Genomic DNA, 21892 nt, shown 5'->3' with positions numbered 1-21892 from the left:
CGGCGCGATGAGCACGTACACACTCCGTTCCAAGCGCCGCCGCTCGGCGCTCCGGACGGCGGCCTTCATGTCGCCGTGGCTGATCGGGTTCTGCGTCTTCTTCGCCTACCCGCTGATCTCCACGCTCTACTTCTCCTTCACCAGCTACGACGGTTTCTCGGCCCCCGAGTTCAGCGGTCTGAAGAACTGGTCCTTCGTCTTCAACGACTACCCGCTGTTCTGGCCGGCCCTGCGCAACACACTGTGGCTGGTCGTGGTCATGGTGACCTGCCGGGTGGTCTTCGGACTGGGCATCGGCATGCTGATCACCAGGATCAAGACGGGCACCGGGGTCTTCCGGACGCTCTTCTACCTGCCGTACCTGGCCCCGCCGGTCGCCGCGACCCTGGGCTTCGTCTTCCTCCTCAACCCCGGCACCGGACCGGTCAACTCGATCCTCGGCGAGCTCGGGCTGCCGACCCCGGGCTGGTTCACCGACGCCGCCTGGTCCAAGCCGGCGCTGACGGCCCTCGCGGTGTGGGGGGTGGGCGACCTGATGGTGATCTTCATGGCCGCGCTCCTGGACGTACCGAAGGAGCAGTACGAGGCCGCGGAGCTGGACGGGGCGTCCTCGTACCAGCGGTTCCGGTTGGTCACACTGCCGAACATCTCGCCGATCATCCTGTTCGCGGTGGTCACCGGGATCATCCAGACGATGCAGTACTACACCCAGCCGCTGGTGGCCGGGAAGGTCGCGTCCGGCGTCATGGGCGGCTCCGGGCAGCAGTTCGAGCCCGGATATCCCGACAAGTCGACACTGACGCTTCCGCAGCTGGTCTACAACCTCGGTTTCCAGCGCTTCGACTACGGCTCCGCCTGTGTGGTCGCGCTCGTTCTCTTCGTGCTCGCCATGGCGTTCACCGCACTGCTGATGCGGCGCCGCAGCGGACTGATCCAGGCAGGTGAGTGACGTGGCGCAGGTTCTCGATCCCCCGAAGGCCGCCGGTCCGGTGAGTGACCCCGTCACCCCGGCCGAGCGCGTCGCACGCCGCAAGGCGCTGCTGCACTGGATCGGTGTGCACTCGCTCGGCGTCGCCGCCGCACTCTTCTTCGTGCTGCCGTTCGTCTTCCTCCTCCTCACCTCCCTGATGAGCGACCAGCAGGCACTGACCCGTGATCTGTGGCCGCACCCCTTCGAGTGGAGCAACTACAGGGAGGTGTTCGACACCCCGGGCTTTCTGACCTGGTGGCGGAACACCCTGCTGTACGCGGGAGTGGGCACCGTCCTCACGGTGGTGTCCTCGCTGCCCGTGGCGTACGCGCTCGCCAAGTTCCACTTCCGCGGGCGGCATCTGTCGCTGATGCTCGTCATCTCGATGATGATGCTGCCTCCGCAGGTCGTCGTGATCCCGATGTACCTGTTCTGGGCGAAGCAGCTGGACATGTCCGGCACGCTCTGGCCGCTGATCATCCCGATGGCGTTCGGTGACGCGTTCTCCATCTTCCTGCTGCGGCAGTTCCTGCTGACCATCCCGAACGAGTACCTCGACGCCGCGAAGGTCGACGGCTGCGGTGAACTGCGCACCCTGCTGCGCGTCGTGATACCGATGGCCAGGCCCGGCATCGCCGCCGTCGCCCTCTTCCAGTTCTTCTACGCCTGGAACGACTACTTCGGACCGCAGATCTACGCCTCGGAGAACCCGGGCGCCTGGACACTGAGTTATGGACTGGAGTCCTTCAAGGGCGCACACCACACCGACTGGAACCTGACCATGGCCGCGACCGTTCTGGTCATGGCCCCTGTGATCGTCGTCTTCTTCTTCGCACAGAAGGCCTTTGTCGAGGGCGTCACACTGACCGGAGTAAAGGGCTGATTCATGAAGCTCGCAGTAGTGGGTGGCGGGTCCACCTACACACCTGAACTGATCGACGGTTTCGCACGGCTGCGGGACACCCTGCCGGTCGAGGAGCTGGTCCTCGTCGACCCGGCGGCCGACCGGCTCGAACTCGTCGGCGGTCTCGCCAGGCGGATCTTCGCCAGGCAGGGGCACCCGGGGAAGATCATCACCACCTCGGACGTCGACGCGGGCGTCGCCGACGCCGACGCCGTCCTGCTCCAACTGCGCGTGGGCGGCCAGGCCGCCCGCAACAAGGACGAGACCTGGCCCCTGGAGTGCGGCTGCATCGGCCAGGAGACCACCGGCGCCGGCGGCCTCGCCAAGGCCATGCGCACCGTCCCCGTCGTCCTGGACATCGCCGAGCGGGTCCGGCGCACCAATCCGGACGCGTGGATCATCGACTTCACCAACCCGGTCGGCATCGTGACCCGGGCGCTGCTCCAGGCCGGTCACAAGGCCGTCGGCCTGTGCAACGTGGCGATCGGCTTCCAGCGCAAGTTCGCCCGGCTGCTGGACGTGACGCCGGGCGAGGTGCACCTCGACCACGTCGGGCTGAACCACCTGACGTGGGAGCTCGGCGTGCGCATCGGCGGCCCCGACGGCGAGAACGTCCTGCCGCGGCTGATCTCCGAGCACGGCGACACGATCGCGGCCGACCTGCGCATGCCGCGGGAGATCGTGGACCGCCTCGGCGTCGTCCCCTCGTACTACCTGCGCTACTTCTACGCGCACGACCAGGTCGTACGGGAGCTCGGCACCAAGCCGTCGCGGGCCGCCGAGGTCGCCGCGATGGAGAAGGAGCTGCTCGCCATGTACGGCGATCCCGCGCTGGACGAGAAGCCCGCACTGCTGGCCAAGCGCGGCGGGGCCTTCTACTCGGAGGCTGCCGTCGACCTGGCGGCCTCGCTGCTGGGCGGCGGCGGATCCCCGCACCAGGTCGTCAACACGTACAACAGGGGGACGCTGCCGTTCCTGCCGGACGACGCGGTGATCGAGGTACAGGCGAAGGTCGACGGGAGCGGCGCGACGCCCCTCGCCGTGCCCCGGCTCGACCCGCTCTACGCCGGACTGATCGGCAATGTGACGGCGTACGAGGACCTCGCGCTCCAGGCCGCGCTGCGCGGTGGCCGCGACCGGGTGTTCAAGGCCCTGCTCGCGCACCCCCTGATCGGCCAGTTCGAGTACGCGGAGGCGCTCACCGACAAGCTGATCGCGCACAACCGGGAGCACTTCGCGTGGGCGTGAAAGGCACGGTCCTCGCGATCGACGCGGGGAACAGCAAGACCGATGTGGCACTCATCGGTGCGGACGGCACCCTGCTGTCCACGGCCCGCGGCGGCGGCTTCCAGCCGCCCCTGGTCGGAATCTCCACGGCCGTGGACGCGCTGGGCGCGGCCGTGGAACAGGCCCTGGACTCGGCCGGGGTGGGCACCGGGGCGGTGGCGCACGTGTCGGCGTGCCTCGCCAACGCCGATCTGCCGGTCGAGGAGGAGCAGCTGACCGAGGCCCTCGGCGCCCGCGGCTGGGGCCGCACGGTGGAGGTGCGCAACGACACCTTCGCGATCCTGCGCGCCGGGGTCGACGAGCCGCGTGGGGTGGCCGTGGTGTGCGGTGCGGGGATCAACTGCGTCGGCATGGTGCCGGACGGGCGGACCGCCCGCTTCCCGGCCATCGGCAGGATCTCCGGTGACTGGGGCGGCGGTTCGGGGCTGGCCGAGGAGGCGATGTGGTACGCCGCGCGCGCCGAGGACGGCCGCGGTGAGCCGACCGAGCTGGCCCGGGCGCTGCCCGGTCACTTCGGGCTCGGCTCGATGTACGCGCTGATAGAGGCGCTGCACCTGGGCCGGATCGCGTACGAGCGGCGGCACGAGCTGACCCCGGTGCTGTTCGCGGTCGGCGCGGCAGGCGACGCGGTGGCGCACGGGCTGGTGGACCGGCTGGCCCAGGAGGTCGTGGCCATGGCCTCGGTCGCGCTCTCCCGCCTGGGCCTGCTCGGCGAGCAGGCGCCGGTCGTGCTGGGCGGCAGCGTGCTGGCGGCGCGCCATCCGCAGCTGGACGACCGGATCGCCGAACTCCTCGCCGTCAGGGCCCCGAAGGCGGTGGTGCGGGTGGTGACGGAGTCCCCGGTGCTGGGCGCGGGGCTGCTGGGTCTGGACCACACGGGCGCGGCGCACGAGGTGCACGACAGGCTGCGGTCGCAGTACGCCTGACTTCCTGTGACATCGGTGGGTATCAGGGGCGTCCCGTAGCCTTCGTGCAACGGGGCGTCCCTTCCGTAAGGGAACCGATCAGCTGCCACGGACGTGTTCATGGATGGGGAGATCGGTCTGCTTCGGGGGAATGCGCCGTCGATCGTCTTGATCGATGACGTCGACCTTGATCGAATGCTGTTGACTGCAGTTGATTGCGTTCATGGACCGGTGCAGGATCCAGGCGTTCCTTGTGTGGATGTCGGTCCCTGCGGCCATACTTCTGGCCGGGTACCAGTCCCCCGATCGGCCGGGGGGCGGGCCACCGTCAGTGACCGAGGGGGAGGTCAAGTGACATACCCGCCGAATGTGCGCCCGGCGCCGCAACACGCGCCGGGGCAACTGCCCGCGCCGACGGCCGTACCCGTACCGGCGCAGCGCAGTGCCCGCGCGGTGGCGGCCGAACGGCTGCGCGCAGCGGCGACCACCGAACCGGGCCGGCTCCGGATCATCGGGGCCGTACTGGCCCTGCTCGTCGTCGCGTTCGGGGCCGTGACGGCCTTCCAGATCTCCGACCGGGCGGCGGCCGCCGACGACGTGGTCAGGCGCAGTCAGCCGCTGAGCGCGGACGCGGCCAACATCTACCGCTCGCTGGCCGATGCCGACGCGGCGGCGGCGAGCGGCTTCCTGGCCGGTCCGCAGGAACCGCCCGCGGTCCACGAGCAGTACGTGAAGGACATCGACGAGGCCTCCCGGCTGCTGGTGAAGGCCGCGGCCAACACGGACTCCTCGACGGAGTCCGGCCACGAGATCACCACGCTCAACGAGGGACTGCCGCGCTACACCGGGCTGATCGAGCGCGCCCGCGCCAACAACCGGCAGGGCCTGCCGCTGGGCGGCGCCTACCTCCGGTACGCGAACCAGCAGATGGCCGGTGAACTGCTCCCGGCCGCCGAGCGGTTGTACGCGGCGGAGACGGGTCGGCTCGGCAAGGACTACGACTCCGCACGGGCCTGGCCGTACTTCTCGCTCGGCATCGGCGTGATCGCGCTGGCCGTGCTGTTCTGGGCCCAGCGCCGTAACTTCCACCGGACGAACCGGGTGCTCAACCACGGCCTGCTGGCCGCGACGGCGGCGTCCCTGGTGGTCCTGCTGTGGCTGGCCGTCGGGCATTCGGTGGCCCGCTCCGATCTGTCCGACGCCAACACACGCGGGCAGCAGTCCCTGGATGTGCTCAACCGGGCGCGCATCGACTCGCTGAAGGCGCGCGCCAACGAGAACCTCACGGTGGTCGCCCGTGGTGCGGTGCTCACCGCGGACGGCAAGAACGACAAGTACGAGACCGACTACGGCACGGGCATGAAGGCGCTCGGCGAGGAGTTGGGCAAGGCCGCGAAGCTCGCCGACGACACCGAGGGCAGCAAGCCGGTGGCGAACGCCGTCAAGAGCGTCGCCGAGTGGCAGAGCCGGCACCGGACGGCCCGCAAGACCGATGACGGCGGCGACTACGACACCGCGCTGAAGCAGATCATCGGCTCCGGGGACTCGACCGAGGGCTCGACCGGTGAGTCGTTCAACCAGGTGGACAAGGCGCTGCGGCAGGCGCTCGCCCATGAGCAGGAAGAATTCACCCGGGCCGCCGAGGACGGGCGCGGTGCGCTGGGCGGGCTGCCGATCGGCGCGGCCGCCCTGGCCGTACTGGGCGCGGTCGCCGCGATCGTCGGGGTCAACCGCAGGCTCTCGGAGTTCCGGTGACAGGGGGAGCGATGACAGGGAAGGACGAGCCCAGGACGGGAGCCGGGGGGCCCTTGGGCAGACTGCGCGGCTGGGGCGGGGTGACCGCCATGGCCGCGGCCTGCGCGATGACGGCGGCACTGACCCTGCTGCCGCTCTCGCACAGCGGCGGGGACACCTTCGGCACCGAGGTCTCGGGGCTGGGCGCCGCACGGGGTGTACAGACACGGGCCGACAACTGCACGGATCCGGAGGCCAGCCTCCAGCCGTCCGGCGCGGGCGGCGCGACCATAGACCGCATCAAGGCGCGTGGGAAGCTGATCGCCGGCGTCGACCAGAACAGCTTCCAGTGGGGTTACCGCAACCCGGAGACCGGGAATCTCGAAGGCTTCGACATCGATCTGGTGCGGGCCCTCGCCAAGGACATCCTGGGCGACCGCGACGATGTGATCTTCCGGGCGATCCCGACCAACCAGCGGATCGCCGCCCTGGAGAACGACAAGGTCGACGTCGTCGTGCGGACGATGACGATCAACTGCGCCCGGCTCGACCAGGTCTCCTTCTCCACGGCCTACTTCCAGGCCGGGCAGCAGGTACTCGCGCCGAAGGAGTCGGCCATCACCGGGTACAACTCCTCGCTGGCGGGCAAGCGGGTCTGCACCGCGGAGGGCTCCACGGCGTACGAGGCGCTGGAGAAGCAGTCGTTCGGCTCGGTGTTCAAGGACAAGCACGACGGGACCGAAGCCGACGAGGACCTGCTCACCGTCCCCAACCAGTTGGACTGCCTGGTGCGGCTCCAGATGGGCGAGGTCGACGCGATCGTCACGGACAACGCCCTCGCGGCCGGCCAGGCGGCCCAGGACCCGGCCGTTGAGCTCAAGGGCGACAAGCCCTTCACCACCGAGTACTACGGCGTGGCCACGAAGAAGGGCGCCGACGACCTGGTGGCGCGGGTCAACCAGGTGCTGGTCGACTACCGCTCCGGCGGCAAGAACAGCCTCTGGATGCAGTCCTACCGCAACTGGCTGGAGGACGGTCTGCCCGGAATCACGGGGCCGCCGGCGCCCAAATACCGCAGCAACTAGGGCCTGTCCTTCGGATCAGGCGGATCCTGCCGGGCCATGTCCGGCAGGGAGAGCGGAGAGGTGATCGATGGGCGTCGCGGGCCCTTTCCCCAGCTACGCGGCCCGGCCCCCCGGCCCGGTCATGGACCGGGACGAGGCCGACCGTGCGCTGGCCCGGCTCGGTGCGGAGCACGAGGCGATCGAGACCTCGCTCCTCGCCCTGCAGGACCACGCCGGGCGCCGGCTCCTGGAGGGCGCCGACCTCACCGGGGTCACCAGGGAGCGCTGGAGCGCCACCGAGCAGTCGATCACGCTGCTGTGGAACTACTTCGACGCGTACGCGGGGGTGCTGAACGAGGCGCGCGAGGTGCGGGCCCGCCGCCGCCACCCCAACCGGGAGGACCTGGCGGTGCTGACCGAACTGCTGCGCGGCGAGGGCGTCACGGTGGCGCACGCCGCCGCCCGGCCCGACCCGTCGGTCACCGGCCCGGCCAAGCTCTCCGAGCGGTTCACACTGGCCGAGCTGGTCAACCGGATGAACGAGCTGTACGCGCGCTCTCTGGACATGGTCGTCGCCTCCGACTCGGTGTGGTCGGCGATGCCCGCCCGGATAGACCTGCTCGCCGCCGAACTGCGCCGCACCCGCTCGCTCGCGCACTCGGTCGGGGTACGGCCCGGGGAGCACCCGGCGGGTGACGACCTGGAGTCGATCACCCATGAACTGACCACGCTGCGGGTGCAGGTGATCTCCGACCCGCTGGCGTTCTGGCTGCCGGGGCCGGGGAGTTCGGCGCCCGGCGGCGGCCGGCCGGACACCACCCGCTACGACCGGGCGGCGCGGGCGCTGGACGAGGTGCGGCGGGAGATCGAGGCGGTGCTCGCGGTCCGGCAGGACGCCGAGCAGCGGCTGGTCCAGTTGCGTGACGTGCTCTCCCGCGCCGACCGCACCCTGGCCGAGGCCCGGTCGGCGCGCGGCGAGGTGCTGGCGAAGATCGCCGCGTCCGAGGTGCCCGCGGTCAACGGCCCGCCCACCGCTCTGCAGGAGCGTCTCGCGGCAGCGTCGGAGTACCGCAGGCACGCGCAGTGGCACCGGCTCTCCCCGCTCCTGGAGACCCTGGAGCGGCAGGCCGAGGAGGAGTTGCTGCGGGCCAGGGAACAGCTGACGGCGGTGACGGCCCCGCTGGCCGTCCGGGCGGAGCTGCGCGGCAGGCTGGACGCGTACAGGGCGAAGGTGGCCCGGCACGGCCTGGCGGAGGACCCGGTGCTCATCGAGCGGTACGACGCTGCGCGCCGGATGCTGTGGAGCGCGCCCTGCGATCTACGGGTCGCGGGTCAGGCGGTACAGCGCTATCAGGACGCCGCGCTGGAACTACTGGGCCAGCGGCGGGCGTCCGGACCAGAGGACGGACGGGGGCGCCCATGAGGCACCCGGTGTCCGGCGCAGGAGTGACATGGCCGCTGCGGCGGCGGGGCGAACAGGGGGAATGACCATGAGTACGCAGTGCCAGCGCCCCGCGTGCGAGGGCAGTTACGAGGACATGGGCGGCGGTGAGCTGTACTGCGACACCTGCGGTCTGGCTCCGGTGGTGTCACCGACCGGCATGGTGAGTTCGCCACCCACCGGTATCGCGGGCGGTGGCCGGGGCAGCAACAGCTCGTCGGCGCGCAGCGGTTCGCAGGCGTCGTCGAGGGCGTCCTCGCGCTCCTCGTCGCGTTCGTCGACCTCGCGGCGCTCGGTGTCGGGGCGGCTCTCTCGCGCGCTGTCCGGAGGTTCGGCGTCGCGTTCGGTCTCGGTGCGCTCGTCGGGGACGTCCAGCGGGGTGTCCGGCCGCAACCGGCTGGGGGCCGGTCTCGTGCTCGTACCGGACGTGCCGCGTCCCGATCCGCGTACCGCGGTGATGGAGAACCCGGAGGTGCCGGAGCGGAAGCGGTTCTGTTCGCGTTCGGACTGCGGGGCACCGGTGGGGCGCTCCAGGGGTGAGCGGCAGGGGCGTACGGAGGGGTTCTGCACCAAGTGCGGCCACCCGTACTCCTTCATGCCGAAGCTCCAGGGCGGCGACGTCGTGCACGGGCAGTACGAGGTCGCGGGCTGTCTGGCACACGGCGGTCTCGGCTGGGTCTACCTCGCGGTGGACCGAGCGGTCTCCGACCGCTGGGTGGTACTCAAGGGCCTGCTCGACACCGGTGACCAGGACGCCATGGCGGCGGCCATCTCCGAGCGCCGCTTCCTCGCCGAGATCGAGCACTCCAACATCGTCCGCATCTACAACTTCGTCGAGCACCTCGACCAGCGGACCGGTTCGCTCGACGGCTACATCGTCATGGAGTACGTCGGCGGCAAGGCGCTCAAGGAGATCGCCAACGAGCGTCGCACCCCGGCCGGCAAGCGGGATCCGCTGCCGGTCGAGCAGGCGTGCGCGTACGGCATCGAGGCGCTGGAGGCGCTGGGCCACCTGCACAGCCGCAATCTGCTGTACTGCGACTTCAAGGTCGACAACGCGATCCAGACCGAGGACCAGCTGAAGCTGATCGACATGGGCGCGGTCCGCAGGATGGACGACGACGAGTCGGCCATCTACGGGACGGTGGGGTACCAGGCCCCGGAGGTCGCGGAGGTCGGCCCTTCGGTGGCGTCCGACCTGTACACGGTCGCGCGGACGCTGGCCGTGCTCACCTTCGACTTCCAGGGCTACACGAACGTCTTCGTGGACTCGCTGCCGGACCCGGACAACATCGAGGTGTTCCGGACGTACGAGTCGTTCTACCGGCTGCTGGTGCGGGCCACCGACCCCGATCCGGCCCGTCGGTTCGCCTCCGCATCGGAGATGGCCGAGCAGCTGATGGGTGTGTTGCGGGAGGTGGTGTCGCTCCAGACGGGGCGCCCGCGCCCGGCGCTCTCCACCCTGTTCGGCGCGGAGATGCGGGTCATCGACACGGAGCTCTTCACGACCCTGACCGGTGAGGTGTCCCGCCTCGGGGCACGGAGCGCGGCGACCCGCGGCTCCGGGCTCCTCGGACGCCGCAGGGGCGCCGGTGCGGTCGCGGTGACACCGGCCGGCCACCCGCCCGCCGCGGTGGCACCACCGGGCGGTGTCCCGGGCGCGCTGCCCGCCGGCCCGCCCCCTGGGTACGCGGTCGGCGCCGGCCCGCTGCCCTCGTCCACCACACACATCCGCGGCGGCAACGGGAACGGCGCCGCGCCCGCGTACCCGCAGCCGCAGGCGGTCGTCCCGGCGCCCCGGTCCCCGGTCGTGAACCCGGGCAACGCGCCCGGTCCGTACGGCACGGGCGGCCCCCGGCTGGCCGGACTCGACGTGCGGGGCACCTCGCTCGCGCTGCCGGTCCCCCGGGTCGACGCGAACGACCCCAACGCGGGCTTCCTGGCCGGTGTGATGGCATCGGCACCCGCCGAACTGATCGCCGCACTGCAGGCCGTACCGGCCGCCTCGCTGGAGACCAGGCTGCGGGAGCTGCGCGCCTCCCTGGAGATGAACGACCTGGCGGCGGCGACGGAGACCCTGACGACCCTCGAGGTCAAGCATCCGGACGACTGGCGGGTGGTCTGGTACCGCGGCGTCACCTCACTGGTGAGCGGCGACAACGAGAACGCGGCGCTGTCCTTCGACGCGGTCTACGACGCCTTCCCCGGGGAGCCGGCGCCGAAGCTGGCCCTGGGGGTCTGCGCGGAGGTCCTGGGCCAGTTGGACAACGCAGCCGAGTACTACCGGCTGGTGTGGACGACCGACCCGAGTTTCGTGAGCGCCGCGTTCGGCCTGGCCCGGGTGCAGATCGCCGCCGGGGACCGGGGCGGGGCCGTCAAGTCGCTGGAATCGGTGCCGGAGGCGTCGATCCACTACACGGCGGCCCGGGTCGCCGCGGTACGGGCACGGTTGCGCGAACGGGCCCCGGACGACCCGCTGATCGCCGATCTGATGGCGGCGTCGGCGCAGGTCGCCGGCCTGGCGGGGCTCGGTCTGGACGCGGTGCGCCGGGAGCAGCTGTCGACCGAGGTGCTGGGAACGGCGCTCGACTGGGTACTCTCCGGTAGTCCCACGGCTCGGACCTCGGCCCCGCAGTCGCCGGCGCATGCCGGGGCGCAGGGGCCGAAGACGCTGCTCGGCAGTGAGCTGGACGAGCGCGGCCTGCGTTTCGGGCTCGAACGCTCGTACCGGATGCTCGCCCGGCTGGCGGAGCCCGGGGACGAGAGGATCGAACTGGTGGAGCGGGCCAACCGTTTCCGCCCCCGAACGTGGGTGTGAAGATGTCGCAGAACAACCAGGAGACTGCCCTGTCGAGGTGTCCCGGCTGCGAGGAGCCGCTGGAGCCGGGGGACCTGTTCTGCGGTGCGTGCGGGTACGACCTGTCGGCCGTGCCCGAGCCGCCGCAGGACCACCCGACGATCGCCATCGCCGCTCCGGGGCCCGAGGGTGCGCCGGAGCCCGGTCCGGTGGCGGGGTCCGCCGCCGGGACGGACGGGGCGGACGCGTCGGGTGACTTCGAGCTTGCCGCGCCGGCCGCCGCCGCCGCCGACGGGACGATGCCCGATCCCCGCACCTCACCGGACGCGGTTCCGGCCCCGGCGGCCGGCACCAAGATGTGCGTGGCCTGCAGGGCCGGTCATGTCGACAACGACGGCTACTGCGAGAACTGCGGCCACGCCCAGCCCCGCGAGCGCGACCACATGGAGGAGGAGCTCGGGTCGGTCGCCGCGGTGACCGACCGCGGCCTGCGCCACCACCGCAACGAGGACTCGTTCGCGATCTCGACCACCGCACTGCCCGACGGCACGCCGGCCGTCCTGGCGATCGTCTGCGACGGGGTGTCGTCGGCGAGCCGCCCCGACGAGGCGTCCGCCGCCGCCACGGCCTCCGCCAACGAGGCCCTGCTGGAGTCGCTGCCGCGCGGCACGCATCCGCAGCAGGCGATGCACGAGGCGATCGTGGTGGCCGCCGAGTCGGTCAACCGCCTCGCCCAGGACACCGGCCGGACCCCGGAGGCCGATCCGCACCGCCATCAGAACGCCCCGGCCTGCACCCTGGTCGGCGCGATCATGGCCAACGGTCTGCTGGTCGTCGGCTGGGTCGGCGACAGCCGCGTGTACTGGGTGCCCGAGGACCGGACCAGCCCGCCCGCCCGGCTCACCGAGGACGACTCCTGGGCCGCGCAGATGGTCGCGGCCGGGCTGATGAACGAGGCGGAGGCGTACGCGGACGAGCGGGCCCACGCCATCACGGGCTGGCTGGGCGCCGACTCCTACGAACTGGAGCCGCACACCGCGTCGTTCAAACCGGACCGGCCCGGTGTAGTGGTGGTCTGCACGGACGGCCTGTGGAACTACGCGGAGTCGGCGGCCGAGATGGCCGCCGCGGTGCCGCCGGACGCCTACCAACGGCCGCTGCACGGCGCTCAGGTGCTGGTGGGTCACGCGCTCGACGGCGGGGGCCACGACAACGTAACAGTGGCCCTGCTGCCGTTCGCCGTACCACCGCAAGGGGCAGGATCCGCCCAGAGCGACGGTTGAGTCCCGTTCCGCCCGCCCCTTGCACCTCTGTTGCCTTTGTCCGTAAATCTGTCTTCCGTGGATCTGTCTTCATCTGACACGTGGAGCCTCAAGGAGCCGATCAGATGGCCAACTTCTCCAAGTCGAACGTGCCGCAGTTCTCCGTCGAGGTGTACCAGAACGAATTCCTGCCGGAGGGCGGCCGCGAGGTCAACGGCATCATCACCGTCACCTCGACCGGCGGCGGCACCACCGGTGGCGTACCACTGACGGGCTCCACCGTCTCGCCCTCGCACGTACCGGGACAGGCGCCGAGCGCCGCCGTGGTGATCATGGTGGACTGTTCGGGTTCGATGGACTACCCGCCGACGAAGATGCGCAACGCCCGCGATGCGACGGCTGCCGCCATCGACACCCTGCGCGACGGCACCTCCTTCGCGGTGGTCGGCGGTACGCACGTCGCCAAGGAGGTCTACCCGGGCAACGGGCGGCTCGCCACCGCCGATCCGCAGACCAGGGCCCAGGCGAAGGAGGCCCTGCGCCGGCTCGGCGCCGGCGGCGGCACGGCGATCGGGACCTGGCTGCGGCTGGCCGACCGGCTGCTGGGCGCCGCCGATGTGAGCATCCGGCACGGCATCCTGCTGACGGACGGGCGCAACGAGCACGAGGCGCCGGAGGATCTGCGGGCCGCGCTCGACGCCTGCGCGGGCCGGTTCACCTGTGACGCCCGCGGCGTCGGCACCGACTGGGAAGTGAAAGAGGTCACAGCGATCGCCTCCGCACTGCTCGGCACCGCCGACATCGTCGCCGATCCGACAGGGCTGGCCGCGGACTTCACGCAGATGATGGAGAACGCGATGGGCAAGGAGGTCGCGGACGTCGCACTGCGGCTCTGGACGCCCGTCGGTGTGGAGATCAAGTTCGTGAAGCAGGTCGCGCCGACGGTCGCCGACCTGACCGACCGCCGCACCGAGACCGGCCCCCGCGCCGGTGACTACCCCACCGGTTCCTGGGGCGACGAGTCCCGTGACTACCACGTGTGCGTGCAGGTACCGGAGGCCGGCATCGGGCAGGAGATGCTCGCCGCCCGGGTCTCACTGATCCTCCCCGACCCCTCCGGCGGAGCACCCCAGACCCTTTCGCAGGGGCTCGTACGGGCGGTGTGGACGGACGACATGGTGGCCTCGACGTCGATCAACCCGCAGGTCGCGCACTACACAGGTCAGGCCGAACTGGCACAAGTCATCCAGCAGGGGCTCGATGCGCGCAAGTCGGGAGACTTCGACGGCGCGACGGCCAAACTCGGCCGCGCGGTGCAGTTGGCATCGGCGTCCGGGAACGAGGACACTGCGAAACTGCTTTCGAAGGTGGTCGACGTCGTCGACGCGGCGACAGGTACTGTGCGACTGAAGGCGAAGGTCGCGGAAGCGGACGAGATGACACTCGAAACGCGCTCCACGAAGACCGTCCGCGTGAAGAAATAACCACATATCCGCACTCATGAGCCGCCCGACCGGACAGGTCCGCCGGGCGGCGAAGCAAGAAAAATGACGGCCCCCTGGGCCGGACGAGGAAAGGGGGAAGCGCCGACATGCCGACCTGCCCGAACGGACACCAGTCGGGTTCCGAGGACTGGTGCGAGGTCTGCGGCCATCGCATGGCCGGGGCGGGCGCGCCTGCGGGCGCCGTTCCCCCGCCGCCTCCCCCGCCGCCCGCGCCCGGCTACGGATACCCGCAGGGCCCCGGCCCGGACGCGACGGCCCACGCCGAGATCTGCCCGCAGTGCCGCACCCCGCGGGAGGCGATGGCGCCGTTCTGCGAGGAGTGCCGCTGGAACTTCCTCACGAACACGGCGACCTCGTACACGCCCCTGGCCCCGCAGCACGGCGGACCGGGCGGTGGCGGACCGGGCGGTGGCGGACCGGGCGGCCCCGGTGGTGGCCCGGGCCCCGTTCCCGGACTCAATCTGCCGCCGGGCTTCCAGGCCCAGCAGCCGCCGGGGCCCCCGCAGCCCCGCGACCCGTTCGAGGGATCGCCGCAGGCCCGCGACCCGTTCGAGTACCAGGGCTCCCGCCCCTCGCAGATGAACCGGCCGGCCGAGCCGCTCTCCGAAGGGCCGGGCCGGCCAGGACCTTCCGGACCGGGACAGCAGCCCTTCCCGCCGAGCCCGCAAGGCCAGCAGGGGCCGCCGCCGCCCCCGTTCCCGCAGGGCCAGGGACAGCCCGGCCCGCAGGGCCAGCAGGGCTTCCCGCAGGGGCAGCAGCACGCCCAGCAGCAGGGATCGTCGCAGGGCTCACCCCCGCCGCCGTCGTTCCAGCAGCAGAGCGCCCCGCCCGCGTTCCAGCAGACCGCTCCGCCCGTCTTCGAGCAGCCCGGTCCGCCGGCTCCGCCGCAGCCGCAGGCACCCCAGACCGGCAACGACGACTGGGTGCTGTCGCCGCCGTCGCAGGCCCAGGGCCCGCAGACGCCGATGCAGCAGCCCTACCCGGGGCCGAACCAGGGACCGGGCGCGGGCCAGGACCAGAGCCGGAATCAGGGCCAGGGCCAGGGTCCGGGTCAGGGCGCGCCCACGAGCTGGACGGCGGTCGTCGCCCCGGACCGTGAGTACTTCCTGGCCATGATGCAGCGCAGTGGCCCCGAGGCCACCGGGCTCAACCTGCCCGCGTATTCCCCGGAGCAGCACCTTCCGCTGACCGGCAACCAGATCACCATCGGCCGCCGTCGGCACAGCACGGGCGAGTCCCCCGACATCGACCTGTCGGTACCGCCGGAGGACCCGGGCGTCTCGCACCAGCACGCGGTGCTGGTGCAACAGCCGGACAGCAGCTGGGCCGTGGTCGATCAGAACTCCACCAACGGCACCACGCTCAACGGCGCCGAGGACCCGATACAGCCCTACGTCCCCGTTCCCCTCCAGGACGGCGACCAGGTGCACGTCGGGGCCTGGACGACGATCACGATCCGCCGGGGCTGACGCGTCGCACCATGCGCGGCCGGTGGGGCACTCCCCCACCGGCCGCGCATTGCTGTTCCCCCGGCCGCACCGGCCGGCGACTGCCGGATCCCCTAGTTCGCAGTACGAATAAGCGTTCCCGCGGCGGATCCGCACCGCCATCACCTGCCGTATTCTGGTGGAATGCGAAAGGCCGACGGCGAACAGATGGGATACGTCACCGCTCTGGTGCGATCCTCTTTTCTGGTGAATGCGGTGTACGCCGAGTCAGGCCGCGAGCACGGCATCACCGCACAGCAGGGCCAGCTGCTCTGCGTGCTGATGGTGCAGCCGTACGGGATGCGTGAGCTCGGCTCGATGCTGGGTCTGGCGAAGTCCAGCCTCACCGGCCTGGTGGACCGGAGCGTCCAGCGCGGCCTGGTACGGCGGGAGGCCGATCCGGAGGACGGGCGCGCGGTCCGGGTCGCCCTGACGGCGAAGGGTGAGGAGCTGTCCGAGGCGTTCTACGCGGAGACCTGCCGACGCGTGGAGACACTGTCGACCGGCCTCGACGACACCGAGCGCGAGCTGCTCGCCCGGGTTCTCGGCCGTCTGGTGCTGGACAACAAGGTGCCGGTGGTCTTCATGGAGTCGGACGCACCGCCCGCGACGGCCCCCGAACCGTCCACCGTCGCGCCCTAAGGGCTACCCCGTGCCCCCCGGAGGACCAGCCCTTAGCCCCCCGCCGACGAGAACAGCCCGGCACACCCCAAGGGCCGGCCCCCTGCCCCCCTTCCCCCCGGCAGGAACAGCCCCTCCCCCCGCACCCGTGGTTCAGCCGACGGCGGTGCCGAACAGCTCGGCGAACCGGCCGGTGAACAGGTCCACCCCCTTGTACTCGCTGACCGCCGACGCGGGCAGGAGAGTCGGACCGTCGGGGGTGGGCGCCTGGCCCACGCCGCCGCCGGGGCCGAGCGGGAGCAGGATCGTGGGCGTGGGTGAGGGCCGGTAGACGGATGTGGGCCGCTCCCCGCGCACCTGGGCGAGGATGTTCTGTGCCACCACTTCCGCGTGCTTCATCGCGTAGGCGGCCATCTTGGCCTCGGCCAGGTCGGTGATGTCGCCGAGCGCGTAGACGCGCTCGTGGCCCTCGACGTTGAGCGTCTCGGTGACCCTGACCTGCCCCTGCGCGGTCCGGACGGTGACCTGTCCGTCGGCGAGGTAGTCGCCGTTGACGTGCACGCCGTAGCAGCGGAACCAGATGTCGGCGGAGATCTCGCCGCTGTCGGTGGCGACCGTGAAGGCCTTCGTCAGCCCCGGTGCGGCCGGCGGATCCTCGGCGAGGGTGGTGCCGAGCCGCAGCTCGACCCCGAGTGCGTCCAGCTGGCGGTGCAGCTCCTCACGGAGCTCCGGCAGGAAGTGCGGCATCAGCGTCCCGGCCGGGTCGGTGACGACCACGTGCTTGTCCGGCCAGACCGCCTTGATCTCACCGGAGAGCTCAAGGCCGACCGGTCCGGCGCCGACGATCAGCACCCGTCCGGCGGCGGCGAGTTCCTCGTGGGCCGCGTGGATCCGCTCCAGGGCCCGCGCCGAGAGGTCGGTGTCCATCTTGGCCGGGAACGGATAGTCGGAACCGCTGGCCAGGACCAGGTAGTCGGCCGCGATCCGCTGCCCCGAGGCGAGCGTGACACCACCCGGGTCCACCGCGACGGCGCGCTCGCGGCGGACGGTGCCGCGCCGGAGCAGGGTGTCGTAAGGGAAGAAGATGTTTCCGGCCCAGCCGGGCTGGACCAGCGCCCTGAGCGACCCCGCCGCGTGCACGAAAGCGTCCTTGGGATCGATGAGCACGACATCGGTCTCCGCATCGAGCGCTTTGGCGACCGCGGCGCCCCCGTACCCTCCGCCGATGACCACAACCGTAGGATTCATGATTCCCCGCTCCCCCATAACTACGAGACATATAATTCGTAACGCGAACCATACTAGTTCGTATCACGAACTGTAAATGCGCGGATCCGTTGGGTTCCCCGGGCGGAGCGTCTGCGACGATGGACGGGTGACTGAGAACCCGCGCGACACGGTGCAGGAGCTGACCTTCTACGAGCAGGTCGGCGGCGAGGAGACCTTCCGGCGCCTGGTCCACCGCTTCTACGAGGGCGTGGCCGAGGACCCGCTGCTGCGGCCGATGTACCCGGAGGAGGATCTGGGCCCGGCCGAGGAGCGCTTCACGTTGTTCCTGATGCAGTACTGGGGCGGCCCGCGCACCTACAGCGACCAGCGCGGACACCCCCGGCTGCGGATGCGGCACGCGCCGTTCCGGGTGGACCGGGCCGCGCACGACGCCTGGCTGAGCCATATGCGGGTGGCGCTCGACGAACTCGAACTGGCCCCGGAGCACGAGCGGCAGCTGTGGGACTACCTCACCTACGCGGCCGCCTCGATGGTGAACACCGAAGGCTGACCCGGCCCCGCTATAGGATCCCGCCCATGGCGACGCACGAGCACGAGATCACCGGGCCCGTCGATCTCTGCCTGCCCGACGGCAGTCTCGATCCGGCCGCGGTCGGCTGGTCCCGGGTGCCGCTCCACCGCGCCAATCTGCGCGGCTGGGGCCGCACGAAACGCTGGGAGTACTGGTGCGTGACGACGCCCACGCACCTGGTGGCGCTCACCGTCAGCGACCTCGACTTCCTCGCCCTGAACACCGTCTACCTGCTCGAATACGCTCCGGGCGGGCTGGAGTCGGAGCGCACCGCGATCATCCCCGGCGGCTTCGGCGTCGAACTCCCCGACACCGTGGCGGGTGCTCCCGGCTCCGAGGACGTCGTGGTCGGACCCGCGCGGCCGTCCGGCGGCAAGGTGCGCATCGAGATCCGCGACGAGAACGCAGGCACCCGCTTGCGGGCCCGGTGCCTGACTTCGGAGCGGTTGCCGCTGGAGGTCGACCTCCTGGTCGCCCGGCCGCCGGGGCACGAGTCGCTCTCCGTCGTGGTGCCGTGGAGCGACCGGCGATTCCAGTACACCTCCAAGCAGACCGCGCTTCCCGCCTCCGGCCGGGTCAGGATCGGCACGGAGTTCCTGGAGTTCGACGGGGACGACACCTGGGCCGTCCTGGACCACGGCCGCGGCCGCTGGCCGCGCACGGTCGACTGGAACTGGGGCGCCGCCTCCGGACGCACCGACGGCCACACGGTGGGACTCCAGTTCGGCGGGCGCTGGACGGAGGGCACCGGCTCCACCGAGAACGGGCTCTGCGTGGACGGCCGGCTCAGCAAGATCGGCGAGGAGCTGGACTGGCGGTGGTCGACGGCCGACCCGCTCGCTCCCTGGACCATCCGTACACCCTCGTCAGGCCAGGTCGACCTGACGTTCACGCCGTTCCACAACCGGTCGGCACGCACGGAGGCCGGTCTGATCGCCAACCGCACCGACCAGTGCTTCGGCCACTACGACGGACGCATCCGCACCGACGACGGCACGGAGATCTCCGTGGAACGGCTGCTGGGTTGGGCCGAGGACGTACACATGCGCTGGTGACCGGGGCCCTTGCCGAACCGGTCGCGCGGTCGGGCAGTCTGTCACTCGGTCGGGCGGGCGGTCGGTCGGTCGGTCTGTCTGTCTGTCTGTCTGTCGCGCGGACGGGCGGTCGGACGGTCGGGCACGCCGGTCGGGCGAGGAGCCAACGCCTGCTGCCAGGGCGGCTAACCGCCCACCGAGACGCCGAGCATCCCCAGCCCGCCCGCCGCCCCGGCCCGCCGCAGGGCGATCGCACCGAACGGGGTGCGCAGCCGCAGCCACGCCCCCGACGCGAGCAGCGCGACGGGAAAGTCCGGTGCGGACCGGAGGAAGCCGAGGGCCTGCGCCGCGTGCACGGCCCGCAGCGGCAGCTCCGTACCGCCGACCGTCCGCGACCAGATGTCACGCCCGATGAGGTCCCGCTCCGCCCGCGTACGCCGTTCCTCGGGCAGGGCCTCGTCGCGCGCCCGGAACTCCGCCACGGCGGCGCTCAGCGCCGTGCGCAGGGAGAGGGGACCGGGCAGACCCGGGTGGCACTCCTGCCAGCCACCGCGCGGAGGCAGTACCCCCGCCCACGGCGGTCCGGTCACCGGCGAGGGCAGTGAACCCGCACCGGCGTCCGGCCCTTCCACGTCCAGCGATTCGAGGAGTTCACCGGCCGACACCGTGGCATCGAAGTCATGCGCGTCCGCAGGGCCCCCCGCACCCGCGCCGTCGCGTGTGCTCGCCAGCCGCACCGCCCGGATCGCCAGGACCTCGAACGAGGGCGGGCGGCCGAACACGGCCAGCGCGCCGCCGCCCGCCTGGAGGCGTACGGCGGCGGCCCGGTCGTAGTGGAGCAGCCGGCGGAGGAAGCCCGCGAGATCCGCGGCCTCCCTCGCGTCGGCGAACCGCAGCGACTGCACGGGCACGGTCATGCCGCCGCGGGCTCCTCGGCCAGGTACTTCTGGAGGAAGAGCTTCTCCTCGGCGGAGATCCGCCGAGGACGTTCCTCGGCCAGGTCGTACGGCACGACGATGGTCGACGCCCGTACGTACACCTGCTCGGGGTCCTTGATCTCGTACGCGATCGTCAGCGACGCGGCACCGATCTTCGTGACCCAGGACTCGACGGTCACCGGGGAGTGCCGGTGGACGAGCGGCCGGACGTAGTCGATCTCGTGCCGGGCCACGACGGAGCCGCCCGCGAACGAGGGCGAGCCGTCCCCCGGCGCCAGCCGGAACATGAAGTCGATGCGCGCCTCCTCCAGGTAGCGGAGGAAGACCACGTTGTTGACGTGGCCGAAGGCATCCATGTCCGACCAGCGCAGCGGGCAGCTGTAGATGTGACGAGCCAAGACGATCAGCCTCGCGTGAGCTTCTTGTACGTGGCACGGTGCGGACGGGCCGCGTCCGCACCGAGACGCTCGACCTTGTTCTTCTCGTACGACTCGAAGTTGCCCTCGAACCAGTACCACTTGGAGTCGCCCTCGTACGCCAGGATGTGCGTGGCGACTCGGTCCAGGAACCAGCGGTCGTGGGAGATGACCACGGCCGCACCCGGGAACTCCAGCAGCGCGTTCTCGAGCGAGGAGAGGGTCTCGACGTCGAGGTCGTTGGTGGGCTCGTCGAGGAGCAGCAGGTTGCCGCCCTCCTTGAGCGTCAGCGCCAGGTTGAGGCGGTTGCGCTCACCACCGGAGAGCACACCGGCCGGCTTCTGCTGGTCCGGGCCCTTGAAGCCGAACGCGGAGACGTACGCCCGCGAAGGCATCTCGACCTGGCCGACGTTGATGTAGTCCAGCTCGTCCGACACGACGGCCCAGAGGGTCTTCTTCGGGTCGATGTTGGCGCGGGACTGGTCGACGTAGGAGATCTTGACCGTGTCGCCGACCTTGATGGCGCCGGAGTCCGGCGTCTCCAGGCCCTGGATCATCTTGAACAGCGTGGTCTTGCCCGCGCCGTTCGGACCGATGATGCCGACGATGCCGTTGCGCGGCAGCGTGAAGGACAGGTCGTCGATGAGCACCTTGTCGCCGAAGGCCTTGGAGAGGTTCTCGACCTCGACGACGATGGAACCGAGCCGCGGGCCCGGCGGGATCTGGATCTCCTCGAAGTCCAGCTTCCGCATCTTGTCCGCCTCGGCCGCCATCTCCTCGTACCGGGCGAGACGCGCCTTGGACTTGGTCTGGCGCCCCTTGGCGTTCGACCGCACCCACTCCAGCTCTTCCTTGAGCCGCTTCTGCCGCTTCTCGTCCTTGCGGCCCTCGACCTTGAGGCGGGTGGCCTTCTTCTCCAGGTACGTGGAGTAGTTGCCCTCGTACGGGATGGCCCGGCCGCGGTCGAGCTCGAGGATCCACTCGGCGACGTTGTTCAGGAAGTACCGGTCGTGGGTGACGGCGACAACGGCGCCCGCGTACTTCGAGAGGTGCTGCTCCAGCCAGTTCACCGACTCGGCGTCGAGGTGGTTGGTGGGCTCGTCGAGCAGCAGGAGGTCCGGGGCCTCGATGAGGAGCTTGCAGAGCGCGACCCGGCGCTTCTCGCCACCCGAGAGGGTGGTGACCGGCCAGTCACCGGGCGGGCAGCCCAGCGCGTCCATGGCCTGCTCCAGCTGCGCGTCCAGGTCCCAGGCGTTGGCGTGGTCCAGGTCCTCCTGGAGCTTGCCCATCTCGTCCATGAGCGCGTCGGAGTAGTCGGTCGCCATGAGCTCGGCGACCTCGTTGAAGCGCTGGAGCTTGCCCATGATCTCGGCGGCGCCGTCCTGCACGTTCTCCAGGACGGTCTTCGACTCGTCGAGGTGGGGCTCCTGCATGAGGATGCCGACGCTGAACCCGGGCGACAGGAAGGCGTCACCGTTGGACGGCTGCTCCAGGCCCGCCATGATCTTCAGCACCGTGGACTTACCGGCACCGTTGGGACCCACCACACCGATCTTCGCGCCGGGCAGGAAGCTCAGCGTCACGTCATCAAGGATGACCTTGTCGCCGTGCGCCTTGCGTGTCTTGCGCATCGTGTAGATGTACTCAGCCAAGAGAAACCGTCCGGCAATCGATGAGTGGGCAGATACACCCCATCTTGCCTGACGGCCACCCCTTGACGGAAACC

Annotated in this window: 18 protein-coding genes; 14 read left to right on the top strand and 4 right to left on the bottom strand. The window is 70.9% G+C overall.

Annotated features, from left to right (window positions below):
* Nucleotides 1-7 precede the first annotated feature (7 nt).
* From ACFVJX_RS12115 to ACFVJX_RS12060, 12 genes are all read left to right on the top strand, one after another.
* A complete protein-coding gene (locus ACFVJX_RS12115) occupies nt 8-949 on the top strand; it encodes a carbohydrate ABC transporter permease (RefSeq protein ID WP_384127125.1) in 942 nt (313 codons plus the stop codon).
* Nucleotide 950: 1 nt separating this feature from the next.
* Complete coding sequence (locus tag ACFVJX_RS12110; protein ID WP_384127127.1) at nt 951-1853, top strand: carbohydrate ABC transporter permease; 903 nt, start codon at nt 951-953, stop codon at nt 1851-1853.
* Nucleotides 1854-1856: 3 nt separating this feature from the next.
* Complete coding sequence (locus tag ACFVJX_RS12105; protein ID WP_384127129.1) at nt 1857-3122, top strand: 6-phospho-beta-glucosidase; 1266 nt, start codon at nt 1857-1859, stop codon at nt 3120-3122.
* Complete coding sequence (locus ACFVJX_RS12100) at nt 3113-4087, top strand: N-acetylglucosamine kinase (protein WP_384127130.1); 975 nt, start codon at nt 3113-3115, stop codon at nt 4085-4087. The genes ACFVJX_RS12105 and ACFVJX_RS12100 overlap by 10 nt, the downstream gene beginning before the upstream one ends.
* A gap of 381 nt (nt 4088-4468) precedes the next feature.
* Nucleotides 4469-5821: a hypothetical protein gene (locus tag ACFVJX_RS12095; protein ID WP_384127251.1), complete on the top strand. Its 1353-nt coding sequence runs from the start codon at nt 4469-4471 to the stop codon at nt 5819-5821.
* A gap of 11 nt (nt 5822-5832) precedes the next feature.
* Nucleotides 5833-6885 carry a glutamate ABC transporter substrate-binding protein gene (locus ACFVJX_RS12090; RefSeq protein WP_384127132.1) on the top strand — a complete coding sequence of 351 codons (1053 nt, stop codon included), beginning with the start codon at nt 5833-5835 and terminating at the stop codon, nt 6883-6885.
* 67 nt (nt 6886-6952) lie between these two features.
* Entirely contained in the window at nt 6953-8287 is a 1335-nt protein-coding gene (locus tag ACFVJX_RS12085) for a hypothetical protein (protein ID WP_384127134.1), read from the top strand.
* A gap of 67 nt (nt 8288-8354) precedes the next feature.
* On the top strand, nt 8355-11123 hold the full coding sequence (locus ACFVJX_RS12080; RefSeq protein WP_384127135.1) for a tetratricopeptide repeat protein: 2769 nt from the start codon (nt 8355-8357) through the stop codon (nt 11121-11123).
* A gap of 2 nt (nt 11124-11125) precedes the next feature.
* Complete coding sequence (locus ACFVJX_RS12075; protein ID WP_384127136.1) at nt 11126-12385, top strand: PP2C family serine/threonine-protein phosphatase; 1260 nt, start codon at nt 11126-11128, stop codon at nt 12383-12385.
* 104 nt (nt 12386-12489) lie between these two features.
* Entirely contained in the window at nt 12490-13848 is a 1359-nt protein-coding gene (locus ACFVJX_RS12070) for a VWA domain-containing protein (protein WP_384127137.1), read from the top strand.
* A gap of 107 nt (nt 13849-13955) precedes the next feature.
* A complete protein-coding gene (locus tag ACFVJX_RS12065) occupies nt 13956-15338 on the top strand; it encodes an FHA domain-containing protein (RefSeq protein ID WP_384127138.1) in 1383 nt (460 codons plus the stop codon).
* A 186-nt stretch (nt 15339-15524) separates the two neighbouring features.
* A complete protein-coding gene (locus ACFVJX_RS12060) occupies nt 15525-15998 on the top strand; it encodes a MarR family winged helix-turn-helix transcriptional regulator (protein WP_384127252.1) in 474 nt (157 codons plus the stop codon).
* A 132-nt stretch (nt 15999-16130) separates the two neighbouring features.
* Here the strand turns inward: ACFVJX_RS12060 and ACFVJX_RS12055 are convergent, their stop codons facing one another.
* Entirely contained in the window at nt 16131-17225 is a 1095-nt protein-coding gene (locus ACFVJX_RS12055; protein WP_384127139.1) for an NAD(P)/FAD-dependent oxidoreductase, read from the bottom strand.
* 127 nt (nt 17226-17352) lie between these two features.
* Between ACFVJX_RS12055 and ACFVJX_RS12050 the strand changes: the two genes are divergently transcribed.
* The gene (locus ACFVJX_RS12050; RefSeq protein WP_384127141.1) at nt 17353-17757 is read left to right on the top strand and encodes a globin; all 405 of its coding nucleotides are present in this window, start codon (nt 17353-17355) and stop codon (nt 17755-17757) included.
* 26 nt (nt 17758-17783) lie between these two features.
* A complete protein-coding gene (locus ACFVJX_RS12045) occupies nt 17784-18833 on the top strand; it encodes a DUF2804 domain-containing protein (RefSeq protein ID WP_384127142.1) in 1050 nt (349 codons plus the stop codon).
* Nucleotides 18834-18997: 164 nt separating this feature from the next.
* Here the strand turns inward: ACFVJX_RS12045 and ACFVJX_RS12040 are convergent, their stop codons facing one another.
* From ACFVJX_RS12040 to ettA, 3 genes are read right to left on the bottom strand one after another with little or no spacing between them, the layout of a single operon-like run.
* Nucleotides 18998-19729, bottom strand: a complete 732-nt coding sequence (locus tag ACFVJX_RS12040; RefSeq protein ID WP_384127143.1) for a hypothetical protein — start codon at nt 19727-19729, stop codon at nt 18998-19000.
* Complete coding sequence (locus ACFVJX_RS12035; RefSeq protein ID WP_207317066.1) at nt 19726-20148, bottom strand: thioesterase family protein; 423 nt, start codon at nt 20146-20148, stop codon at nt 19726-19728. The genes ACFVJX_RS12040 and ACFVJX_RS12035 overlap by 4 nt, the downstream gene beginning before the upstream one ends.
* Before the next feature lie 5 nt (nt 20149-20153).
* Nucleotides 20154-21818: an energy-dependent translational throttle protein EttA gene (gene ettA, locus ACFVJX_RS12030; protein ID WP_384127145.1), complete on the bottom strand. Its 1665-nt coding sequence runs from the start codon at nt 21816-21818 to the stop codon at nt 20154-20156.
* Between the last annotated feature and the right edge of the window lie 74 nt (nt 21819-21892).

Origin of the sequence: Streptomyces sp. NPDC127177, from assembly GCF_042672475.1 — a bacterium.
Lineage (GTDB): Bacteria > Actinomycetota > Actinomycetes > Streptomycetales > Streptomycetaceae > Streptomyces.
The sequence above is the reverse complement of the archived record's forward strand: the minus strand, read 5'-3'. Positions and strand labels throughout refer to the sequence as shown.

Excerpts from the sequence above, each read along its gene's own strand:
- ACFVJX_RS12115 (WP_384127125.1), top strand. The coding sequence starts at position 8 with ATGAGCACGTACACACTCCGTTCCAAGCGCCGCCGCTCGGCGCTCCGG.
- ACFVJX_RS12105 (WP_384127129.1), top strand. The coding sequence starts at position 1,857 with ATGAAGCTCGCAGTAGTGGGTGGCGGGTCCACCTACACACCTGAACTG.
- ACFVJX_RS12090 (WP_384127132.1), top strand. The coding sequence starts at position 5,833 with ATGACAGGGAAGGACGAGCCCAGGACGGGAGCCGGGGGGCCCTTGGGC.
- ACFVJX_RS12085 (WP_384127134.1), top strand. The coding sequence starts at position 6,953 with ATGGGCGTCGCGGGCCCTTTCCCCAGCTACGCGGCCCGGCCCCCCGGC.
- ACFVJX_RS12080 (WP_384127135.1), top strand. The coding sequence starts at position 8,355 with ATGAGTACGCAGTGCCAGCGCCCCGCGTGCGAGGGCAGTTACGAGGAC.
- ACFVJX_RS12075 (WP_384127136.1), top strand. The coding sequence starts at position 11,126 with ATGTCGCAGAACAACCAGGAGACTGCCCTGTCGAGGTGTCCCGGCTGC.
- ACFVJX_RS12070 (WP_384127137.1), top strand. The coding sequence starts at position 12,490 with ATGGCCAACTTCTCCAAGTCGAACGTGCCGCAGTTCTCCGTCGAGGTG.
- ACFVJX_RS12065 (WP_384127138.1), top strand. The coding sequence starts at position 13,956 with ATGCCGACCTGCCCGAACGGACACCAGTCGGGTTCCGAGGACTGGTGC.
- ACFVJX_RS12060 (WP_384127252.1), top strand. The coding sequence starts at position 15,525 with ATGGGATACGTCACCGCTCTGGTGCGATCCTCTTTTCTGGTGAATGCG.
- ACFVJX_RS12055 (WP_384127139.1), bottom strand. The coding sequence starts at position 17,225 with ATGAATCCTACGGTTGTGGTCATCGGCGGAGGGTACGGGGGCGCCGCG.
- ACFVJX_RS12045 (WP_384127142.1), top strand. The coding sequence starts at position 17,784 with ATGGCGACGCACGAGCACGAGATCACCGGGCCCGTCGATCTCTGCCTG.
- ACFVJX_RS12040 (WP_384127143.1), bottom strand. The coding sequence starts at position 19,729 with ATGACCGTGCCCGTGCAGTCGCTGCGGTTCGCCGACGCGAGGGAGGCC.